This window comes from Streptomyces sp. NPDC087844, from assembly GCF_044742785.1.
Lineage (GTDB): Bacteria > Actinomycetota > Actinomycetes > Streptomycetales > Streptomycetaceae > Streptomyces.
Window position 1 is genome coordinate 1 of sequence record NZ_JBIUVD010000048.1, and the last position, 16,670, is coordinate 16,670.

Sequence of the window (16,670 nt, forward strand, 5' to 3'; positions counted from 1 at the left end):
CCACACCCACCCACGACATCACCACCTACCTCATCCAGAACACCAACGGCACAACCCTGATCACCATCCCCAACCCCACCTGAACAACAACCCACCCCCGCGATGTGAACCGCTCCGCGGTAGTGGGGCCTTGACCTGTAGCGAGCCAGTCAGCGATATCGGTGGTGACACGGGGGAGTTGGGGTCCATGCTGTGCCGGCGTACCGCGACGTCCGGCACTTGGCCGCGATATCTCCTGACGGTCCGCCGACGGAGTCGGTGGACCGTTTCACGTGCCGCAGCTGCTGCCGGGCAAGGAGGCGGCCCGAGCCTCGCGTCGGGTGGCGACCGGGTTCCATTGCTCCGAGTGGAAGCGGCGCCGCTCGCAGAAGCAGGTCACGTGAGTCTGTCGCGCAGTCGGCCCCCTGGATGTGCTCCTCGGCCCGGGCCCGTGGCCGACGAACCCCAACCGGAGGTAGTGGCCATAGGCCTTCTTCCCCATCAGGGCAGCGTCCCCCTCACCGCGTTCGCCGCCCTGGGGAACCCGGCACACATCCTCCATGGCGCCCATCCCCTCCGGGCCTGACGAAGGAGACAGCGGCACGCTCCAAGGACACGGGTGCCGATCCGGCGGGAGGCCGGAGGAGCGGAAGCAGCCGGACCGGACCCAGCCGGCTCGCTCGGCTCGCAGTCTCACGATGCCGGCGGGACCCCCGCCGATTCAACCGCGGGCGCGAGGTCCGGAGGGGTCTTGCGGGGGTCATGAACGACCCGGTGTCTCCGCCACGGAGCCCGTGCTGCAGACAACACCCGAGACGTGGATCCGCAGCGAGATCCGCACTCGGGTGTGTCACAGGGGCCGTGAGCGCTGCCGCGGTCAGTCCAGCGGGTCCTCGCACTGTGGGGCGTCCTTGACCCGGTGGCTGCCTTGTTTGCAGCCCGCGAAGGGGCCTGTCGGATCGCGCAGGGACTGCATCGTGGGCCCCAGGTAGTCGCGGTGCCAGGAGGCCGGTCCGACCATGTCGGCGGTGGCGTCCGTCAGTTTCTGCCACGCCATCCACAGTCCGTAGAGCTGTGCGACGGCCTCCATGTGCTCCCACCACCGGGGGCACCACGGCGTGGACGACGTCACCTCTCTGCCGTAGACGGGCAGCAGCAAGTGGTGTACCCACATCGTCAGTCCATGCATGGCCTCCCCGTAACGTTCACCGCTCATGTAGAGGATGAACTGTGGTTCCGGAGCCGGTTGCCGGGCGTCGTCCGCGATGCCGTCCTGGCTCTCGTCGGACTCCACCGCATCCGTGCTCTCCGCGCTCCGGTCGCGTTCTGCCACGTCCGTGTTCTCGCTCACCATGTGCTCCGTTCTGTACTGCGGCCGCGGCCGCCGGTGGCTGTGTGCACAGCTACCGGCGGCCGTTGTGTGCACACGCGGTTGTACTGCCGTGGTGGGCGCCTCAGTTGGGCTGCTCGGAGTATTCGACCGGCGTCGGTTCGTCCATGGCCGGAGGGTGCAGGACGGCCCATTTCGCCGCCGCACGTTCGGTGATGGCCGCCACCTCGGCCTGTGCCGCCGCCGAGATGGGGCCGGCGTCGGCCTCCCGGTACCAGGGTCTGAGCCGGATCAGGGCGGGCCGGACACCTGTCGCCAGCAGCAGGGCGGTCCCCTTCGGCAGGGCCCGGATCTTGTCGGCGGGCATGATGCTCTCCTGCCGGTAGGAAATCGAACGGGACGAACCGTCCTTGCTCCGGGAGATGCTCGGTGTCTTCACGTCGTGCATGCCGACGAGCTTGGAGACCTTCTCGACGAAGTCCGCGTCGTCCAGTCCCGCGCCGAGCAACTTGATCGTGGCAGCACTCCACAGAGCGTCCATCCCCGCCTCGCCCCACACCCGGCTGCCCTGGCGGTAACTCTGCAGAAGGGTGACCACGTTGATGCCGCGGGATCCGAGGTGGCTGTAGAGGTCGGGGAGGTCCGAGATCCTGCATACGTTGGCGGCCTCGTCCAGGACCGCGGTCATCGGGGGGTCGAGCCGGCCACCCATCCGCTCCGCCGCGACGACGCCCGCGCGCATCGCCGTGTCGGCCAGACCGGCGATGACCCCGGCGGCCGAACCTCCGCCGTCTTTGGACAGCAGATAGAGCGTGTCCCTGCCCAGCACATGCCGGTGGGGATCGAACTGCGGCAGATCGGGATCCGGCATGACCCATGCCGCGATCTCGGGATCCAGCAGGCACGACACACACTGCCGTGCGGTCTCGTAGATGCCGTCACGGGTCTCGACCGCGCCGCGGATCGTTCCCTGCAACTGCTCGGCCATCGTGCCCAGTCCGGCATCACGCAGAAGGTCGATGGGCGCGCGGTCCGCGGGGTCGGCGAGCCAGGCCAACAGGTCCAGCACGGACGCCTTGCCCCGGGCCGCGGCGAGGAACAGCGCCGTGAGCGTGTTCTGCGCGGCGGAGATCCAGAAGTCCTTCTTGGCCGTGTCGTCGTTGACGGACGCGACGAAGTGCCCCGCGAGACGCCGGGCTCCCTCGATCGTGACGCATTCCGCCAGCATGTCCCACCACATACCGCGTGGGACGTGGGCGATGCCCTGCGGGTCGAAGGTCCACACCGTGCCGACCTTGGCGCGCTCGGCGAGGGTGACGGAGTAGACGTCGGACTTGTTGGACGTCAGCAGCACCGCTCCGCGCGCCCGCAGTACCCGCGGAATGGCGATGCCGGTCGACTTGCCCGCTCGCGGCGCCATCAGGTCCAGCTCCACGTCCTCGTAGGAGGAGCGCAGTTCCGGACCGGAGGGCTCCAGGTCACCGAGCAGATTGCCCCGGTCGTCCGGCTGGACGCTCTCCATACCCTTCAGTGAAGGGCGCAGCTGACGGGCCTTCTCCGCCGCCTCCTTGGGAAGCAGGGTGGCCATCTCCCGTCGCCCGGCCATCCCCTTCTGTCCGTCCCGCGAACCGGTGACCTTCCGCGCGGCCAGCACACCCAGCACGACCACCGCGGTGAACACCCCGGTGATGCCGGCGAAGACCGCCACCGGTGACGCCTCGGGCCACAACGCCCTCGGTCCCTCGTCCACCAGCCGGAGGAAGGTGGACAGAACGAAGGGTGGTGGATTCCACCCCGCACCCGTGAGAACCGCTCCGAGGGTTCCTCCGAGCCACATCCCGCAGAAGGCGAGGAACGAGGTGCCCGCGACGGCGACGATCGCCCACTGCGTCTGGTCCCCGTGCATGCCTGCGCCGCGCGGAGCCCCGCCCATGGCCGCCTCACCCGCCGTTCGGCGCGGCGGCGGGCGGGTTCGGAATCCACCGGGTGTTGGTGTTGTGCAGTTCCCGTTCGACGTCCGTGATCGCCACTCTGATCGGTATGCCCGGTCGCCCGCCGACCTTGATGAGGAATCTGCCCCGGCCGGGAGGCTCCTCGTGCTCACCGCTCGTGGCCCAGCCGGGAGGCGAGGACCAGGAGGAGACGAGGGAGATCTCCCTTTCCGACAGACCGACGATCTTTCCGAGCTCCTCCATCTCCGACCGGGGGAGACCGGCGCACACCACCATGCCGGCCCGCTCGACGAACCCGCGTGCCTTGGCACGGTCGGCGTCGCTGCCCAGCGCCTCCGCGTCCTTGAGCGTGTGAGTGATCTTGGCGTCGCCCAGACCGAGAGAACGGTTCAGCCGGGTCAGGGCGTCGATGCGGTCCACGATGCCTGTCGCCGCGCGCAACGGCCGCCACAGTTCGTCCAGCACGGTGAAGAACCAGCGCCGGGGTGCCAGTCCGGCGTCGGCTAGGGCGTGGGAGGCTGCCACGGTGCCGAGCCCGTCGGACCAGGCCGCGAGCATCGCGGCGGCGGTCAGCTGCGTGTCGGCCTCGCCGATACGGGAGATGTCGATGCACACCGCGGGCGCGCTCGGGTCGATCCGGGTGGAGGTCGCCGACGCGAAGGTGCTGCCCAGCGGTCCGTCCAGCAGACCCATCAGCGAACGGTGGAGCGGGTCGACCGCGTCCCGGTAGCGGTCGGTGTCGCCGCGGTCGAGGGTGACGGCCCGCACCCGGTCGGGGCCTTCGGTCAGGAGCGCCAGGAGGTCCGGAAGCAGAACCACCCGGTCCTTCGGTGTCCGTTCGCGCAACAGGTGCAGCGCGGCGGAGAGTATGGACTGCTCGTGGTCGTCCATGGGCCGGCCGCGCACGATCGTGATGAGCGCGGCGACCATGTTCAGGACCCGTCCGTGGGCCTCCGCCAGCAGGGCCTGGCCCGCTTCACCGCCGATCCTGGCCGCGGCCGCGCCCATGGCCCCCGGGTCGAGGACGTTGATGCCGCCCGTACCGCGACCGATGGAGATGACCTGGCCGCCGAGCGCACGGACGGTGTCCGCGTAGTCGGGCTTCAGATCGCCGAGGACCAGGGGGACCACACCGGTCGCCGCGAGCCCGATGAGCATGCGGTTGATCAAAGTGGACTTCCCCAGCCCTGGCATGCCCAGCATGAACAGCGAGGGGTTGGAGATGTACCGGGCCCTGGTGAACCACGACAGTGGATCGCCGCACACCGTGGCTCCGGTGAACAGGTGCTGTCCCAGGGGCACTCCGGTCATCGGCGCACCGGAACCGGCGGCGAAGGGCCACAGGCCGCACGCCTGGACGGTGGTGGCCCGCCACATGGTGGGGGGATCGAGGTATCCGACCTGTCCCCCACCGGGTCCGGGCCAGCCGCGGGCCGGAGACATCGGCGGCCGGGCGGCCCGGGAGCCGCCGCGTCCGCCTGTGTCACGCCCGCCGTGCCGTGGTTCGTCGAAGCTCACAGCGCCTCCTGCAGTTCGCGAGGGATCATCACGTGCTCCCACGGCAGGACGCCGACGGGCAGCGTGCAGGTGAAGGCAGCGGCCTGCATCCGGTCCGCGGGCCGCATGGAGATCCGCGCGGCGGCCTGCAGGTTGCGTACGGTCACCGCGGCGTCGGAGAGCTGGGCGGCGGAGTCGACGGTCACGGTGAGCATGAGGGAGAACTCGACCAGCCCGGCTCCGGAAGCCTCTTCGGCCGCGGTCTGCTCCGCCGCGCGTATCTCGGACGCGGCGCGGGCCTGGACCATGCCCTTGCCGGAGGTGGCCATGAACTGGGCTGCCCGGCGGTCGGCCTCCACGATGCGGGCCGACGTCGCGGGGTCGATGGGCCGGTAGAGCAGCGCCACCCGCTTGCGGCGGGTGCCGGTGGCGGGTGCCAGCATGTCGCGCAGGACACTCGAACGTACGGTGCCGCGCGGTGCGAGGGTCAGCAGCCAGGTGCGTGAGACGCCCGAGTCGTGGTGGTAGGCGTTCACCGTCTCCTCGGCGGCCGCGGGTCCGGCGTCATCCCATTCCAGGCCGGTTCCGCCTTCGGCGGCCCGGGCGTTCAGTACGTCCGGGGCCACCTCGGGGTCGTAGGCGACCCGGGTGATCTCGGCGATGCGTTCCGCCGACAGCGGTGCCGCCGAGCCGCCGCCCGCGCCGACCAGTCCGGCGAGCAGGCCGGGGATACGGATGGCCAGGTCGGTGATGACCTCCTCGGTACTGCGCTTCTGTCCGGTCGGCATTCCGTAGGTGAGGGAGATGTAGGTGTGCATCTCCGACGACGCCGACGGATACCGCTCCACCACCTCCTCCATCACCGCGCGGGCGACCGCCGGGGCGTCGTCCGTGATGCGCGGCAGCACCTCCAGGGCCAGCCGGGTCCCGGGGTCGGGGGCGGTCTCGACGACGACGGTCGCACCCTTGAGCTGCGGTTCGTGGGACAGCCGGGCCAGCCAGTCGCCCCAGGAGGCGACCCATACGTCGACCTGGTCCGGGTCGACGAGCGAGCCGCCGTCCGGCTCGCAGCCCAGCACGATGGTGTACAGGTTGCGGTTCTTGTGGTGGAGGACTCCGAACGGCCTGCCGTAGGCGTCGTGGCCCTCCGAAGCCGTCACCTTGCTGAGCAGGCCCGGAGGGTGGAACCGGCCGCCGGGGCGCTGGGAGAGCGGCCCGGACACGTAGACGTGCGAGCCCTTGGCCTTGCGGCGCAGCCACCCCACGCGCAGGGCGATGAGCTGGTAGAGATTGCGCCCGTCCTGGGTACGCACCATCAGGGGGACCAGGAAGACGACGACCGACACGATCACGACGATCGCGGCCACCAGCGAGACCAGGGAGACGAGAAGAGCGAGGACCAGGCCGCCGAAGACGCCCAGGGTGCCGACCATGCCGAAGGGGCCGAGGCCCGGCCTCCGGGGTCGGCGCCAGTTTCCGTAGGTGGGGTGTGTTACCGCTGCGGCAGAGATCGCCACTGTGTTTCCTTTCCTGAGGTGTTGACGGTCCGCACGGCCGGCTACCGGTTGTGTCCGGCGGCGCCGTCGGCGCCGTCCAGCGATCCGGCCGCGACCTGGCCGACTCCCTTGGCCACGCTCGCCGCGGCGCCCAGCGCCGCACCGGCGGCACCCGCGGCGCCTGCGGCTCCCGCGGCACCGGCCGTTCCCGCGCCGCGAGCCCCTCCGGCGCCTCCCGGCCCCTGGCCGCCGCCCGAGACGCCCGATGCGCCCGACGGCCCCGGCCCGCTCGACTGCCCGCCACCGCCGGAGGAGCCGATCGACTTGGCCCCGGACGCGAGCGCGCCCACGGCTGCCGTCGTCCCCTTCTGCATGGCGGCCCCTCCGCCCAGCGCCGCGGTCGCCGGCACCACCACCCGCAGCAGAGCCGGCAGGGCGATGGCCGACAGGAGCATCACGCCGATGCCGGCGATCTGTACGTGCACGGCGTCGATCCCGTCGGCGGCCGTCATTTCCGATCCCGCGAAGATCACGAGGGCGGCAGCGGGCTTGTAGAGAAGCCAGGCGATCATCCATCCGATGTGTTTGCGCCACCAGCCGCCTCCCCAGTCCGTCATGGACGCCGCGGCGGCGATGGGCAGGGTGCCCAGAAGGATGATCATGACTCCGAGACGGATGTACAGAAGAATGGTGTGAACGATTCCGGCGACCAGCAGCAGAAGAGCGAGGATGAGAAGGAGGAACCCTCGCAGTGAACTCGCGTCACCGCAGCCGATGGCCGCTATCTGCGCTTGTGCGCCCTGCCTGAAAAGGTGGTCGGCAAAACGGTCGGAAAGGCTTCCGAAGGCGCCGACCAACGCCGTGCCCGCTCCGGCGACGAAGACGACCCGCAGGAGCCCTTTCAGTGCCACCTGGCCCGCTTCGCCACGCCTTTCCAACGCCATGCGTATGGCGGCGAAGATAAGTGATCCGACCGCTACGTAGACCACGATCCACTGCGTCTGTGCGTTGATCTCCGTCGGGGCGGACCCGGTGGAAAGTGTCGGAACCGCTTGCACCAGAGCGCCGAACACCGATACCGCGGCGGCCAGGATCGCTCTTCCGATTCCATCTACGATGGTGCCGATCGGGTCGCCGAGGAAAGAGAAGAAACCGACGACGGGATTCTGGACAGGAGATGTGGGGCACGCCATGTCACGGCCTCCAGAGAAGGAATCCGCCGGTACCACTCGTCGCCGAGAGCGGCTGGAAGAGTGACCCGTTCCGCTGCGGGACGGCCTTCCAGTCCCCGTCCTCCCAGCGCACCGAGACGGACGTCCAGAAGTAGGTGCCCTGATTGCCCTTGATCAGTAGCTTGACGCTCGCCTTGTCCGCCGAGTACGAGGAGACGGAGAAGCCCGCGTAGGACGCGGAGGGGGTTCCGGACACGGCGTCGGAGGAGGTGGACCGCATGGCCACGAAGAAGTCTCTCCGCGGTCCGGTGACGATCTGCTGGTCGGCGACCGTGCGCCAGGCCGACCCGCCGATCTGCGTGGGGATGACATGAGCCGCCATCACCGCACCCATCGGAGTCCGGGCGAAGCACCACCACAGGGGGCCGCTGGCGAGCAGCGGCCCCGCCGAGGTGCTCGTCGGCACCTTCGTACCGACGAGTTCGCGCCACTGGACGTCCTCCGGGGCAGATTTCGGAAGGGCCGTTTGCAGATCGGCTGTCCGGCATCCCGTCTTCCGCCCCGGTGTCGCCCGGCGGTCCGGTCCCGCGGCGTTCTTGACCAGGGGCTGCGAACGCCCCAGCTCCACCCGGTCCGCGCCCGCACCGGCACCATCGACGCCCTGCGTCACGACGGCCAGCAGGCCGGTGGCGAGCGCGATCGCGATGAACCCGGCGGAGACACGCCAGCCGGGCTGCTGCCAGAAAGGAAGGGCTTCCCCCTCTGGCGCCCGGCCGGGAAGCAGCCGTCGGGCAACGAGCCACTTCACGCGAAGACGAAAGTGATCAGAGGTCCGGCCGTGGCAACGAGAACACAGCCTCCCAGAACCATTCCGAGCCGGCTCATGTGCTCGGAGCTCTCGCCGCGCTTGACCGAAATGGCCATCATCGCGCCTGTCACCAGGACACCGGCGACACCTGCGGCCGTGCCGGCCCACGCGGCTATACCGAGGACGAGATTGACTTTCTCCTGCAGTTCCTGGGGTGCGCCGCGTCCCGGATCCGGAACGGCGGCAAGGATGATCGGCACGTTGATGGCCATGTTGTGTATTCCCCTGTGAATTATTTGGACGGGACAGCCCTTAGATGCCGAGCGGACCGAGGAATGCCACGATCGGCCCGGCGGTGGAGACCAGAACGCACGACATCAGGACGAAGAAAAGCCCACGAACGTGTTCGGCTTTCTCACCCGGAAGTCCTTGGCGAAGCTGCAGGGCCATCATGGTGCCGACGACGATGACGCCACCGACGCCCGCAGCGGTGCCGCACCAGGCCAGCAATCCCAAAATGAAGTCCGCGTCGGGCCCGGGATCAAAAGTCGCGGCAAGCATGGTCGTGTCCGTTCTCGGCAAGTCGCGCAGAATCAGCGGGACGGATATGGACGGTGGCGACCGACGAGGTCGGCGATGGCGAGCACTTCCTTGGGGATGTGCGCTGTCCGCCCGCCCACGCGCCAGGAGGGGATCCAGGGGACCCGGTGGACCCTGACGGCCGAGCTGAGCACCCGCACACGGCGTGCGAGTTCCAGCGGAAGACGTCCCGGCGCGTCGGCGACGAGGACCACGGCCACAAGTTCCAGCTGCGCCGGATGACTTCCGGTGCGCAGTGAGTTGAGGACGGACGACGCGGCCTGGATCCCCGCGGCATGCGTGCGAGCCACCACCAGGATGCGGTTCGGTTCACCACGGGCCGCGTCGGGCCACCGGATCCCGACATCGGCCCCGCCGAGGGCTCGGGCCAGACTGGTCGCGCCGGAGCCGCCGTGAGCGGCCACCCAGGTGACGCCGAGGCTGTTCGGGCGCGCCTCCATCGATGCCGGGGCTGTTTTCGTCTCCACCGGGCCGATCGGGGCATCGACGACGGGGTGGGTGCCGTCGGCGTGCCCGGCGCCGGGAACCTGCCCGGTGACGGGCCCTCTGATCCAGCTCTGCGGACCCGATGCCACGGAAGAGACAGACACGGTTCCCCCTTCTTCACCGTGGACGGTCGACCGCCCACAGACTGCATTTACGGTCGCTCCCCCGGGACGGTTCACAGGTCCGAGGCAGGCGATCGGAGCAATTCCGCGCGCCGTCCGGCGGACTTCCGGGGCGCCGGGTGGGCCGTTCGCACCGCCCGATCCGTAGGAGCAGGAGACGCGGGTCTCAACAGCCCCCCGACGACCGAGAACGAGCGAGGATTATGCGGCCCCCGAAGAAGCGTGACCCTGACCATTTCGTGCGGCCTGAGGACAGCCGTCCAGAGGCTCCTGAGTTCTTCGTCATCGTGACGTCCGCCGGGACACCCTTCCTCGACAGCAGGCGGGTTCGCGTGCCGTCGGCGGGCACGGTGCGGTCCGCGGTGCTCGATGCCCTGCACCAGCACGCCCAGGCGCGGAACGGTCCTGTCCGGGGCCGGATCGAGGACAGGCAGGAGGGCTACACCGTGCTGCTGGAGGTCGCGCCCGACGGATCGAGCCGACTGGTGAAGCAGGCGGAGGCGGAGCCCGGGACGCGCCCACCGGAGGCAACCGTCCCGATCCCACCGGCACCCGCACAGCGGGCTCCCGCCGGCCCGGCACCCGTGGCGGAGGTTCCCGCCGGTCCGGAACTGCCGCAGGCTCCCGCCGACCACGCACCCGTCTCGCTGGATCCTGCCGTTCCTTCGGGTGAGGACGCTGGAAAGAAGACCGGCGACTCGCAGAGGGTTCCCGTACCGCAGGCGTTCCTGGACACGGTCCTGCGCATCAACAGGGCCATCGCGGCGGGTGAGTTGTACACGGCTGTGGCAACGTCCCGTGAGCTTCGCCGCACGGCGGAGAGGGACTACGGCGCCGACCATGCCTACACCTTGGAAGCGCAGGGCATGGGCGCCTACGTCGCCTACCTCGCGGACGACTTCGAGGAGGCTCTGTCCCTCTCCCTGCAACTGGCACAGACGCGTCACCGGAACAGGGACCCTCAGGCATGGGAGGAACTGGGCCGGGCCGCTCAGGCGTGGCAGGCCATCGATGACGGCCGGCCTCGCCTGATCCACCACGGCCGGACTCTGCTCGCGCTGTGGAAGGAACTCTGGCAGTACGGACCACCGCCCGAGACACAGGCCGAAGTGCTGAACCGTGTCCAGGAGGACATCCAGCGGCTCATCGCGAAGCTGCTGATGCCCGTCCGCCGGACCACCCCGTAGTTCGGTGGTCGTGGACACTCAGCGCGTTACGCGCCCGGTGACAGGTGGCAAGTGGCCGGTGACGGCGGCCACACCCGTTCGACGGTTCGAGGCTTCCTCTTACGAAGGAGTCCCTGAAGGTGGACGGAAGGGGCATGCAAGAGGGCCGGTGCCGCGTGGGACGACGCCTCGATCCCTGCGAAGGAGTGAACAGTGACGGCACCCGACGCGGCACAGGGACATGAGGCAGCACCAAGAGGCGCGGGACGAAAGCACCCTTCGGAATCCGATGGATCCGTTCATGTATCGCCACCCTCGCCCGGCAGGGACGTCACGGTGTCTCTGTGCCATCGGGCGGAGGCGGCCGGTGCTGCGCGGCGTGCCACCGCGGTTGTCCTTGCCGACTGGCAGCTCGCCGACGACGCGGCGGAAGCGGTGGTCCTGGTGGTGTCGGAACTGGTCACCAACGCCGTCGAGCACGGTCAGCCGCCCCTGACGCTCCTCCTGCGGCACCCGTCCGGACACGGACACAGCGGTGTACGGATCGAGGTCAGCGACGGCGGTCCCGCCTCCCGGCCGGGGGCCTGGGCCTCTTCCTGCGACGCCGATGAACGCGGCCGTGGCCTGGGCATCGTCGAGGCCCTCGCCAGTTCTCACGGTTTCCGGGCCCAGCCGCACCGCACCACGTACTGGGCGGCCCTGCCCTCCTCCTGACGGGCGCCGACCGGGGCTACCAGCGAAACACATTCCGCATCGGTGGGCTCTTCGAGGCCGACGCGGCGGCCCCGGAGGGCCGACACCGGGTGCGGCCGACACCGGTACGGTGCAGGAGGCCGGGTATGGGCAGACAGCGACCGGTTCCAGCCGGACGAACCATGGGCCGGCGGGCCGCGCCTCCTGGCCCTGAGGGGGCCTCAGCGGTCGTTCACCGTCGCGTGCGGGGACGTGCGGAGCGGGATGAGCCGTAACCGCGTCCGAGCACAGGCTCCGAGGACTCGCCGGGCCCGTCCCCGTGCGAGGCGGGTCCGCTGTCGGACGACATCCCTTCCTGGCTCCGGACTCCCGCGTCGTCCGGGTGCTCCTCGACGGAGCAGCGCATGGCGAGCAGTGCTTCGCGCAGCGAACTCGCGTCGACGCCGCCGTACTTCTCGGTCGCCGTCTTCCACACGTCGCGAAGCACCGCCGGCCCGTGCAGTCGCAGGGCGAGGGACAGAAGCGCGCGCTGCTCGCCGCTCAGGGAACCGAAGTCCAGCGAGAGCACCACTCCTACGGATTTCTCGCCCTCCTCCCAGAAGTAGCCCCGGGGGGCCGCACCTGCCTTTCCTGGGCGCGACCGGGGCAAAGACCCAGAGGCGTACGCACTAACACGGTTCACCGGTTCCAGCCGCGGTGTCGGATCTCCATCGTGCTGATCTTGCTTGCGCATCGCGGAAACATCTCACTGTTCGTATGCATCGGGTGCTGTACGGATCAAGGACGCGCCCTGGAGTCGGATCGACCGCGACAGAGTCATCTCGTCCGAGCAGTTGTGGGGTCTGCGAATCGGCCGCGCATCCTGCCCCTGTGTCTCGCATAACGCGGACAACGTGCCCGCGGTTCACCGCCTGTCCACCTCCGTCCCGGAGCACGACCGCACCCGGGCACATCCCGGCAGCTGAATCGAGTGACTCGACAGCAAGGAATTATTAATTCAGCGGTGCTAGATTGCAGAAAGTCTCCACGGGCCGAACAGCGCAAGCAGCAGAAAGAATGGGGACTGAACAAAGCCCTCGATCGACATCAGGAAAGGTTTTCTATAATGCCCTCCTCGGCAACTGGCAGCAACGATTCCCACTCCAGCTCCTACAGCGCCATCCGAATCCATGTCACCGATAGTGGCTTGGATCCGGTTCCATCCACGGCAGTAGTCCCCGACGACGCCCCTGAGCTCCCCATCGGGGCTCAGGGAGCCTACGACGCGAACACCGGAAACTATTACGCCATCAACGTCGCACAGAAATTGGTGATGCAGTGCCTGAGGGGCGCCAAGGATTGGACCTACATGAACAAGGATCTTATAGCTGTAGCCCTACTTGATGCCACCCCCACGATAGTGCAGGGCATAGCAAACTGGACGGGGGAGCCCGGGATGAACGTGGCCCGGGCCGCAGCGGGTCTCCAATTCGTGTACCCGGTTTTTGAGGGAGCGCGAGAGATACGCAAATGGAGGGAAGGGCAGCCCGTCAGCTATGGGAATGTCATAGCGGCCGTCTGTGGAATCACGGCGGCAGCACTGAACACCCAGTCCAATAAGCTGGTGGCGGAGGATCCAACGAAAGCGGCCAAACTGGGCGGCATCGGTAATGTATTCGCGGCCGGAAAAACTGGGGGTCAATTTACCGCTGCTGTCAGTGATCGCAAGTTCGCACAGGCACAAGCAGCAGAGCAAGTGCTCCCCATGCATTCGATGCCGCCCCATAACCACTCGCACGGTACGAGTTACGCGCCGTCCCTCGCCGAAAGCAGCGCTCTGCGTCCTCGCCAGGATCAGCCCACACGGCGAAGTGCGAACGCCGGCTCCAGCAACGCCGAGCGGATGGCATCACGGGAATCAGCGTACTCACTGGCCAGTGCAAGCGGAATGCGCAGCACAGTCGCTCCCCCGCCGCGCGCCCACACCGCCGGCGGCGGCGAGACAACGTACCCGGTAGTTCGAAACGCAGGCCCCACCCAGAGTGATCCCGGTCAGCGGAGGAACCGCTGAGCACACCTTTTTCCGCGAATCCTGTGGGGCCCGGGCGGTTGACCGCCCGGGCCCCACAATGCGTTCTCGATGACGCGATGCTTTCAACAGGCCGAATTGTGCACCCCGCCCTGGAGAAGGGCTCTCAGATGTGGCCCCCGCGCAGCGCGTAAGCCACAGCGTGCGCACGGCTGCGGAGGTGGAGGCGAGCGGCCATGTCGTACAGAGCGGTCCGGACGGTGAACTCCGGGCAGCCAAGCCGTTCCGCGATCTCGCTGTTGTCCATTCCCTCCGCGACAAGCCGCAGGATGTCGGTCTCCTGCGGGGACATTCCCGCCTGTGGGGCTGCTCGGTCAGTTGTCCGTCGTCGCGGCTCCACGACCTGTTCGACAAGGTGGGACAAGAGTCCGCCGGGCAGGTCCTGCCCGCCTCGGGACACCGTGTGCACCGCTTGGTGGAGCCGTCGGGTGGTGAGTTCATGCCGCCAGAGAATGGCATCGACTCCACGATTGATCACGTGGAGAAGCGCGTCGTCCTGCGATTCACCGGTGATCAGTACCGCTCGGGTGCGACCGGGCATCAGGGAGCGCAGTCGGAGAAGTACGGCATCCATATCCTGATGGACCAGCACTGCCACTGCGTCGGAATTGACGGCCGCATCGGTCTCGACATGAAGCGACGGATGCGACCGGAGCCGGCAGGTGACGTCGGCCAGGTCGATCGCGCTCGTGGCGTGCACGGTCACCGGGACGACACGACTCGGCGTCCGTTGATCCGCCAAGGGCCCCTGTCCCACCCCGGCCGCTTTCCGTCCTACGGCACATGCCTGACCGGAAGACCTCGCATCCCCAGTCATTCGGCGATGACAGTGACGGCGTCCAAGTGCGGCAGATAGTGGTCCAGGCGGTCCCGCTTCGTCCATTGATAGGACGCGTTCTCCGCACTCGGAGGAATAAGCAGCGGTACCCGGGCGTCGACTCTGATGCCGTGACGCTGCAACGATTCGATTTTGCGGGGGTTGTTGGACAGCAGTTGCACCGACCGCACCCCGAGGTCGTGCAGGATCTCGGCCGCCACGCCGTAGTCGCGGGCATCGACAGGCAGACCGAGGGCGATATTGGCCTCGACCGTGTCCATTCCCTCGGACTGCAGTTTCATCGCCCGCAGTTTGGCCAGCAACCCGATGCCACGGCCCTCGTGTCCTCGGAGGTAGACGAGAATGCCACTTCCTCTTGCGGTGATCGCGTGGAGTGCGTCGGTCAACTGGCCGCCGCACTCGCAGTGCTTCGAACGGAAGACGTCTCCGGTCAGACACTCCGAGTGCAGCCTGGTGAGGGCCCTCTCCGGCTCGATGTCGCCGTGGATCAGCACCATGTGTTCGTCGCCACGGTCACGATCCAGGTAACCGATCGCGAGGAAGTCTCCGTAGGCCGTGGCCAGCTCGACGCTCACCGCACGTTCAGCGCTTGCGGGATGAGGTGCTCCCTCCAGCGGACCGCTGCTTTCCGACATATTCAGGTCCTAACCATGCGGCTGGTGATACCAGGTGGTGAGTGTGAAGTGAGGTGCCCCCGTGCCGGCATCGGCATCGGCATCGGCATCGGCATCGGCATCGGCATCGGTCGAGGATTTCGGATCGACGGTGACGGCAGACGGGGCGACGGGAGTCCGGGTCCGTTGAGTTCACCGGGCGGTGGGGCGAGCGGTCCGGCAGTCGGGGAGGACTGCCGGACCAGCAGGGATGGCAGCGCGGCCAGGACCGTGCTCCGGCTACCGGAGCACGTGGCCGCACGGAAAGCGACAACCGTTCCACTCGACGCGGAGAACGGGACGTCTCACCCGAAGAGAACGGTGCGTCGTTCGACGGGTGCCCGCGCGTACCGCCGTCGACGGCTGCTGCTGGTCGGCGGCCCTGCCCTGATGACCGCCATGAGGATTACCCGGGCCCGGCTCATTGCCGGGGGGGAAGCAGACCGGGCCCGGAACAGCCTGTGACAGAGAGTCTGTTTCAGGCTGCATCACGTAATACGGGCGGTCCCGGCGGGCGGTTCACACCGTTTCCCGGATGAGCGGAGAACCGGTCGAGGCATCCCGCGGCTCGGGCGCGTTCGGACGGAACCGGCTGTCGACTGTGAACCTGCCCGGGACACCCGCCGTAGCCACCCTTGTAGACAGCGCTGCGTCGCAGTGCGCTGAGCAGGAAGGGAAATCATGGCGACTTGGCGCTCCAGGACAGTGGCACTGACCGCTGCCGCGATCATGTTGACGGCCGGCTGCGGGGGCTCCGGCTCAGGAGGCAAGGACGACAAGGCGGCACCCTCGGCTCCCGCCGCCCAGGAAAGCCTCGACGGCGCGGCACCCGTAGCGGATTCCCGCAGTGGTCCGGCCGGTCAGCTGACCTTGGCCGACGACCCCAACCTCGGAACGATCGTGTCGGACGCCACGGGCTTCACCCTGTATCGATTCACCAAGGACAGCGCCAATCCCGCCGTGTCCGCGTGTTCGGCCGCCTGCGCGAAGGTGTGGCCGCCCGTCCCCTCCGACGGCGTGACCCTGCCGACCGGGATCGACGCCGATCTCGTGGGTTCGGTGAAGCGTGCGGACGGCATCAGCCAGCTGACGCTGGCGGGCCTGCCCCTGTACCGCTATGCCAAGGATGCCAAGCCGGGGCAGATCAGTGGTGACGGCATCGACGGCGCGTGGTTCGCCTCTCTCCCCGAGAACACGATTCCGTCTCCGGGCGAGGCCACGGGCGGCTCGCCGGACACCGCGGGCGCGGGCGGCGACACGACGGGTGGCACAGGTGGCACGGGTGGCACGGGTGGGAGCGGGACCACGGCCGATCAGCCGGGGCTCTCGGTCGCCCAGGACCCCGAACTCGGTGCGATCGTCGTCGATGCCAAGGGCCGTACGCTCTACCGCTTCACCAAGGACACGGACTGGCCCATGACGACGGCGTGCACGGGCGCATGCCTGGAGAAGTGGAAGCCCGCAGCCCTGGTCGGCAAGACCGACGTCGAGGGCATCGCCTCCAAGCTGGTGATTCCCTTCAACCGCCCGGACGGGATCAAGCAGCAGACTCTCGACTGCTGGCCGCTGTACTGGTTCACCGGAGACAAGCAGCCCGGCGACACCAACGGTCAGGGCGTCGGCGGCACCTGGTTCGCCGTCGCTGCGGATGGTTCTCTGGTCAAGAGCTGAACCATCCGACACGGCACGACAACCCTGTCGTGGGGGGGGGGGGGGGGGGGGGGCCCGGCGCCAGCGCGGGGGCGGGGGGGGGGGGGGGGGGGGCGGGGGCGGCCGGCCGGACAGACGGCCCCGCGCCGCCCCCCCCGCG

The 16,670-nt window shown here is 68.7% G+C and carries 15 protein-coding genes; 3 read left to right on the forward strand and 12 right to left on the reverse strand.

Annotated elements, in window-relative coordinates; translation table 11 throughout:
- Nucleotides 1–856: 856 nt before the first annotated feature.
- The 9 genes from ACIOKD_RS41395 to ACIOKD_RS41435 all read right to left on the reverse strand — a co-directional run bounded on the left by ACIOKD_RS41395 (nucleotide 857) and on the right by ACIOKD_RS41435 (nucleotide 9,424).
- Complete coding sequence (locus ACIOKD_RS41395; protein ID WP_402093640.1) at nucleotides 857–1,195, reverse strand: DUF4913 domain-containing protein; 339 nt, start codon at nucleotides 1,193–1,195, stop codon at nucleotides 857–859.
- A gap of 238 nt (nucleotides 1,196–1,433) precedes the next feature.
- Nucleotides 1,434–3,215 (reverse strand): type IV secretory system conjugative DNA transfer family protein, encoded by a 1,782-nt coding sequence (locus tag ACIOKD_RS41400; protein WP_402093622.1) that lies wholly within the window; start codon nucleotides 3,213–3,215, stop codon nucleotides 1,434–1,436.
- Between the two features lie 34 nt (nucleotides 3,216–3,249).
- Nucleotides 3,250–4,704, reverse strand: a complete 1,455-nt coding sequence (locus tag ACIOKD_RS41405) for an ATP/GTP-binding protein (RefSeq protein WP_402093641.1) — start codon at nucleotides 4,702–4,704, stop codon at nucleotides 3,250–3,252.
- Between the two features lie 71 nt (nucleotides 4,705–4,775).
- The gene (locus tag ACIOKD_RS41410; protein WP_402093642.1) at nucleotides 4,776–6,269 is read right to left on the reverse strand and encodes an SCO6880 family protein; all 1,494 of its coding nucleotides are present in this window, start codon (nucleotides 6,267–6,269) and stop codon (nucleotides 4,776–4,778) included.
- Nucleotides 6,270–6,316: 47 nt separating this feature from the next.
- Nucleotides 6,317–7,483 carry a hypothetical protein gene (locus ACIOKD_RS41415; RefSeq protein ID WP_402093623.1) on the reverse strand — a complete coding sequence of 389 codons (1,167 nt, stop codon included), beginning with the start codon at nucleotides 7,481–7,483 and terminating at the stop codon, nucleotides 6,317–6,319.
- Entirely contained in the window at nucleotides 7,449–8,234 is a 786-nt protein-coding gene (locus ACIOKD_RS41420; RefSeq protein WP_402093624.1) for a hypothetical protein, read from the reverse strand. The genes ACIOKD_RS41415 and ACIOKD_RS41420 overlap by 35 nt, the downstream gene beginning before the upstream one ends.
- A complete protein-coding gene (locus ACIOKD_RS41425; protein ID WP_398295453.1) occupies nucleotides 8,231–8,506 on the reverse strand; it encodes a hypothetical protein in 276 nt (91 codons plus the stop codon). Before ACIOKD_RS41425 ends, ACIOKD_RS41420 begins: the two co-directional genes overlap by 4 nt.
- 40 nt (nucleotides 8,507–8,546) lie before the next feature.
- Nucleotides 8,547–8,795, reverse strand: a complete 249-nt coding sequence (locus ACIOKD_RS41430) for a hypothetical protein (RefSeq protein WP_398295455.1) — start codon at nucleotides 8,793–8,795, stop codon at nucleotides 8,547–8,549.
- 32 nt (nucleotides 8,796–8,827) lie between these two features.
- Nucleotides 8,828–9,424: a DUF6668 family protein gene (locus ACIOKD_RS41435; protein WP_402093625.1), complete on the reverse strand. Its 597-nt coding sequence runs from the start codon at nucleotides 9,422–9,424 to the stop codon at nucleotides 8,828–8,830.
- A gap of 257 nt (nucleotides 9,425–9,681) precedes the next feature.
- On the opposite strand from ACIOKD_RS41435, the gene ACIOKD_RS41440 reads away from it, so the two are divergent.
- Entirely contained in the window at nucleotides 9,682–10,629 is a 948-nt protein-coding gene (locus ACIOKD_RS41440) for a hypothetical protein (protein ID WP_402093626.1), read from the forward strand.
- 315 nt (nucleotides 10,630–10,944) lie between these two features.
- Nucleotides 10,945–11,322 (forward strand): ATP-binding protein, encoded by a 378-nt coding sequence (locus ACIOKD_RS41445; RefSeq protein ID WP_402093627.1) that lies wholly within the window; start codon nucleotides 10,945–10,947, stop codon nucleotides 11,320–11,322.
- Between the two features lie 211 nt (nucleotides 11,323–11,533).
- On the opposite strand, the gene ACIOKD_RS41450 is transcribed toward ACIOKD_RS41445, so the two are convergent.
- From ACIOKD_RS41450 to ribA, 3 genes are all read right to left on the reverse strand, one after another.
- Nucleotides 11,534–11,869 carry a hypothetical protein gene (locus tag ACIOKD_RS41450; protein ID WP_402093628.1) on the reverse strand — a complete coding sequence of 112 codons (336 nt, stop codon included), beginning with the start codon at nucleotides 11,867–11,869 and terminating at the stop codon, nucleotides 11,534–11,536.
- A gap of 1,606 nt (nucleotides 11,870–13,475) precedes the next feature.
- Complete coding sequence (locus tag ACIOKD_RS41455; RefSeq protein WP_402093629.1) at nucleotides 13,476–14,075, reverse strand: LuxR C-terminal-related transcriptional regulator; 600 nt, start codon at nucleotides 14,073–14,075, stop codon at nucleotides 13,476–13,478.
- 107 nt (nucleotides 14,076–14,182) lie between these two features.
- On the reverse strand, nucleotides 14,183–14,842 hold the full coding sequence (gene ribA, locus ACIOKD_RS41460) for a GTP cyclohydrolase II (RefSeq protein ID WP_402093631.1): 660 nt from the start codon (nucleotides 14,840–14,842) through the stop codon (nucleotides 14,183–14,185).
- A 699-nt stretch (nucleotides 14,843–15,541) separates the two neighbouring features.
- On the opposite strand from ribA, the gene ACIOKD_RS41465 reads away from it, so the two are divergent.
- A complete protein-coding gene (locus ACIOKD_RS41465) occupies nucleotides 15,542–16,531 on the forward strand; it encodes an SCO0930 family lipoprotein (protein ID WP_402093632.1) in 990 nt (329 codons plus the stop codon).
- The last annotated feature ends 139 nt before the right edge of the window (nucleotides 16,532–16,670 follow it).

Coding starts and splice junctions, on each gene's coding strand:
- ACIOKD_RS41395 (WP_402093640.1), bottom strand. CDS start 1,195: ATGAGCGGTGAACGTTACGGGGAGGCCATGCATGGACTGACGATGTGG.
- ACIOKD_RS41400 (WP_402093622.1), bottom strand. CDS start 3,215: ATGCACGGGGACCAGACGCAGTGGGCGATCGTCGCCGTCGCGGGCACC.
- ACIOKD_RS41405 (WP_402093641.1), bottom strand. CDS start 4,704: ATGTCTCCGGCCCGCGGCTGGCCCGGACCCGGTGGGGGACAGGTCGGA.
- ACIOKD_RS41425 (WP_398295453.1), bottom strand. CDS start 8,506: ATGGCCATCAACGTGCCGATCATCCTTGCCGCCGTTCCGGATCCGGGA.
- ACIOKD_RS41430 (WP_398295455.1), bottom strand. CDS start 8,795: ATGCTTGCCGCGACTTTTGATCCCGGGCCCGACGCGGACTTCATTTTG.
- ribA (WP_402093631.1), bottom strand. CDS start 14,842: ATGTCGGAAAGCAGCGGTCCGCTGGAGGGAGCACCTCATCCCGCAAGC.
- ACIOKD_RS41465 (WP_402093632.1), top strand. CDS start 15,542: ATGGCGACTTGGCGCTCCAGGACAGTGGCACTGACCGCTGCCGCGATC.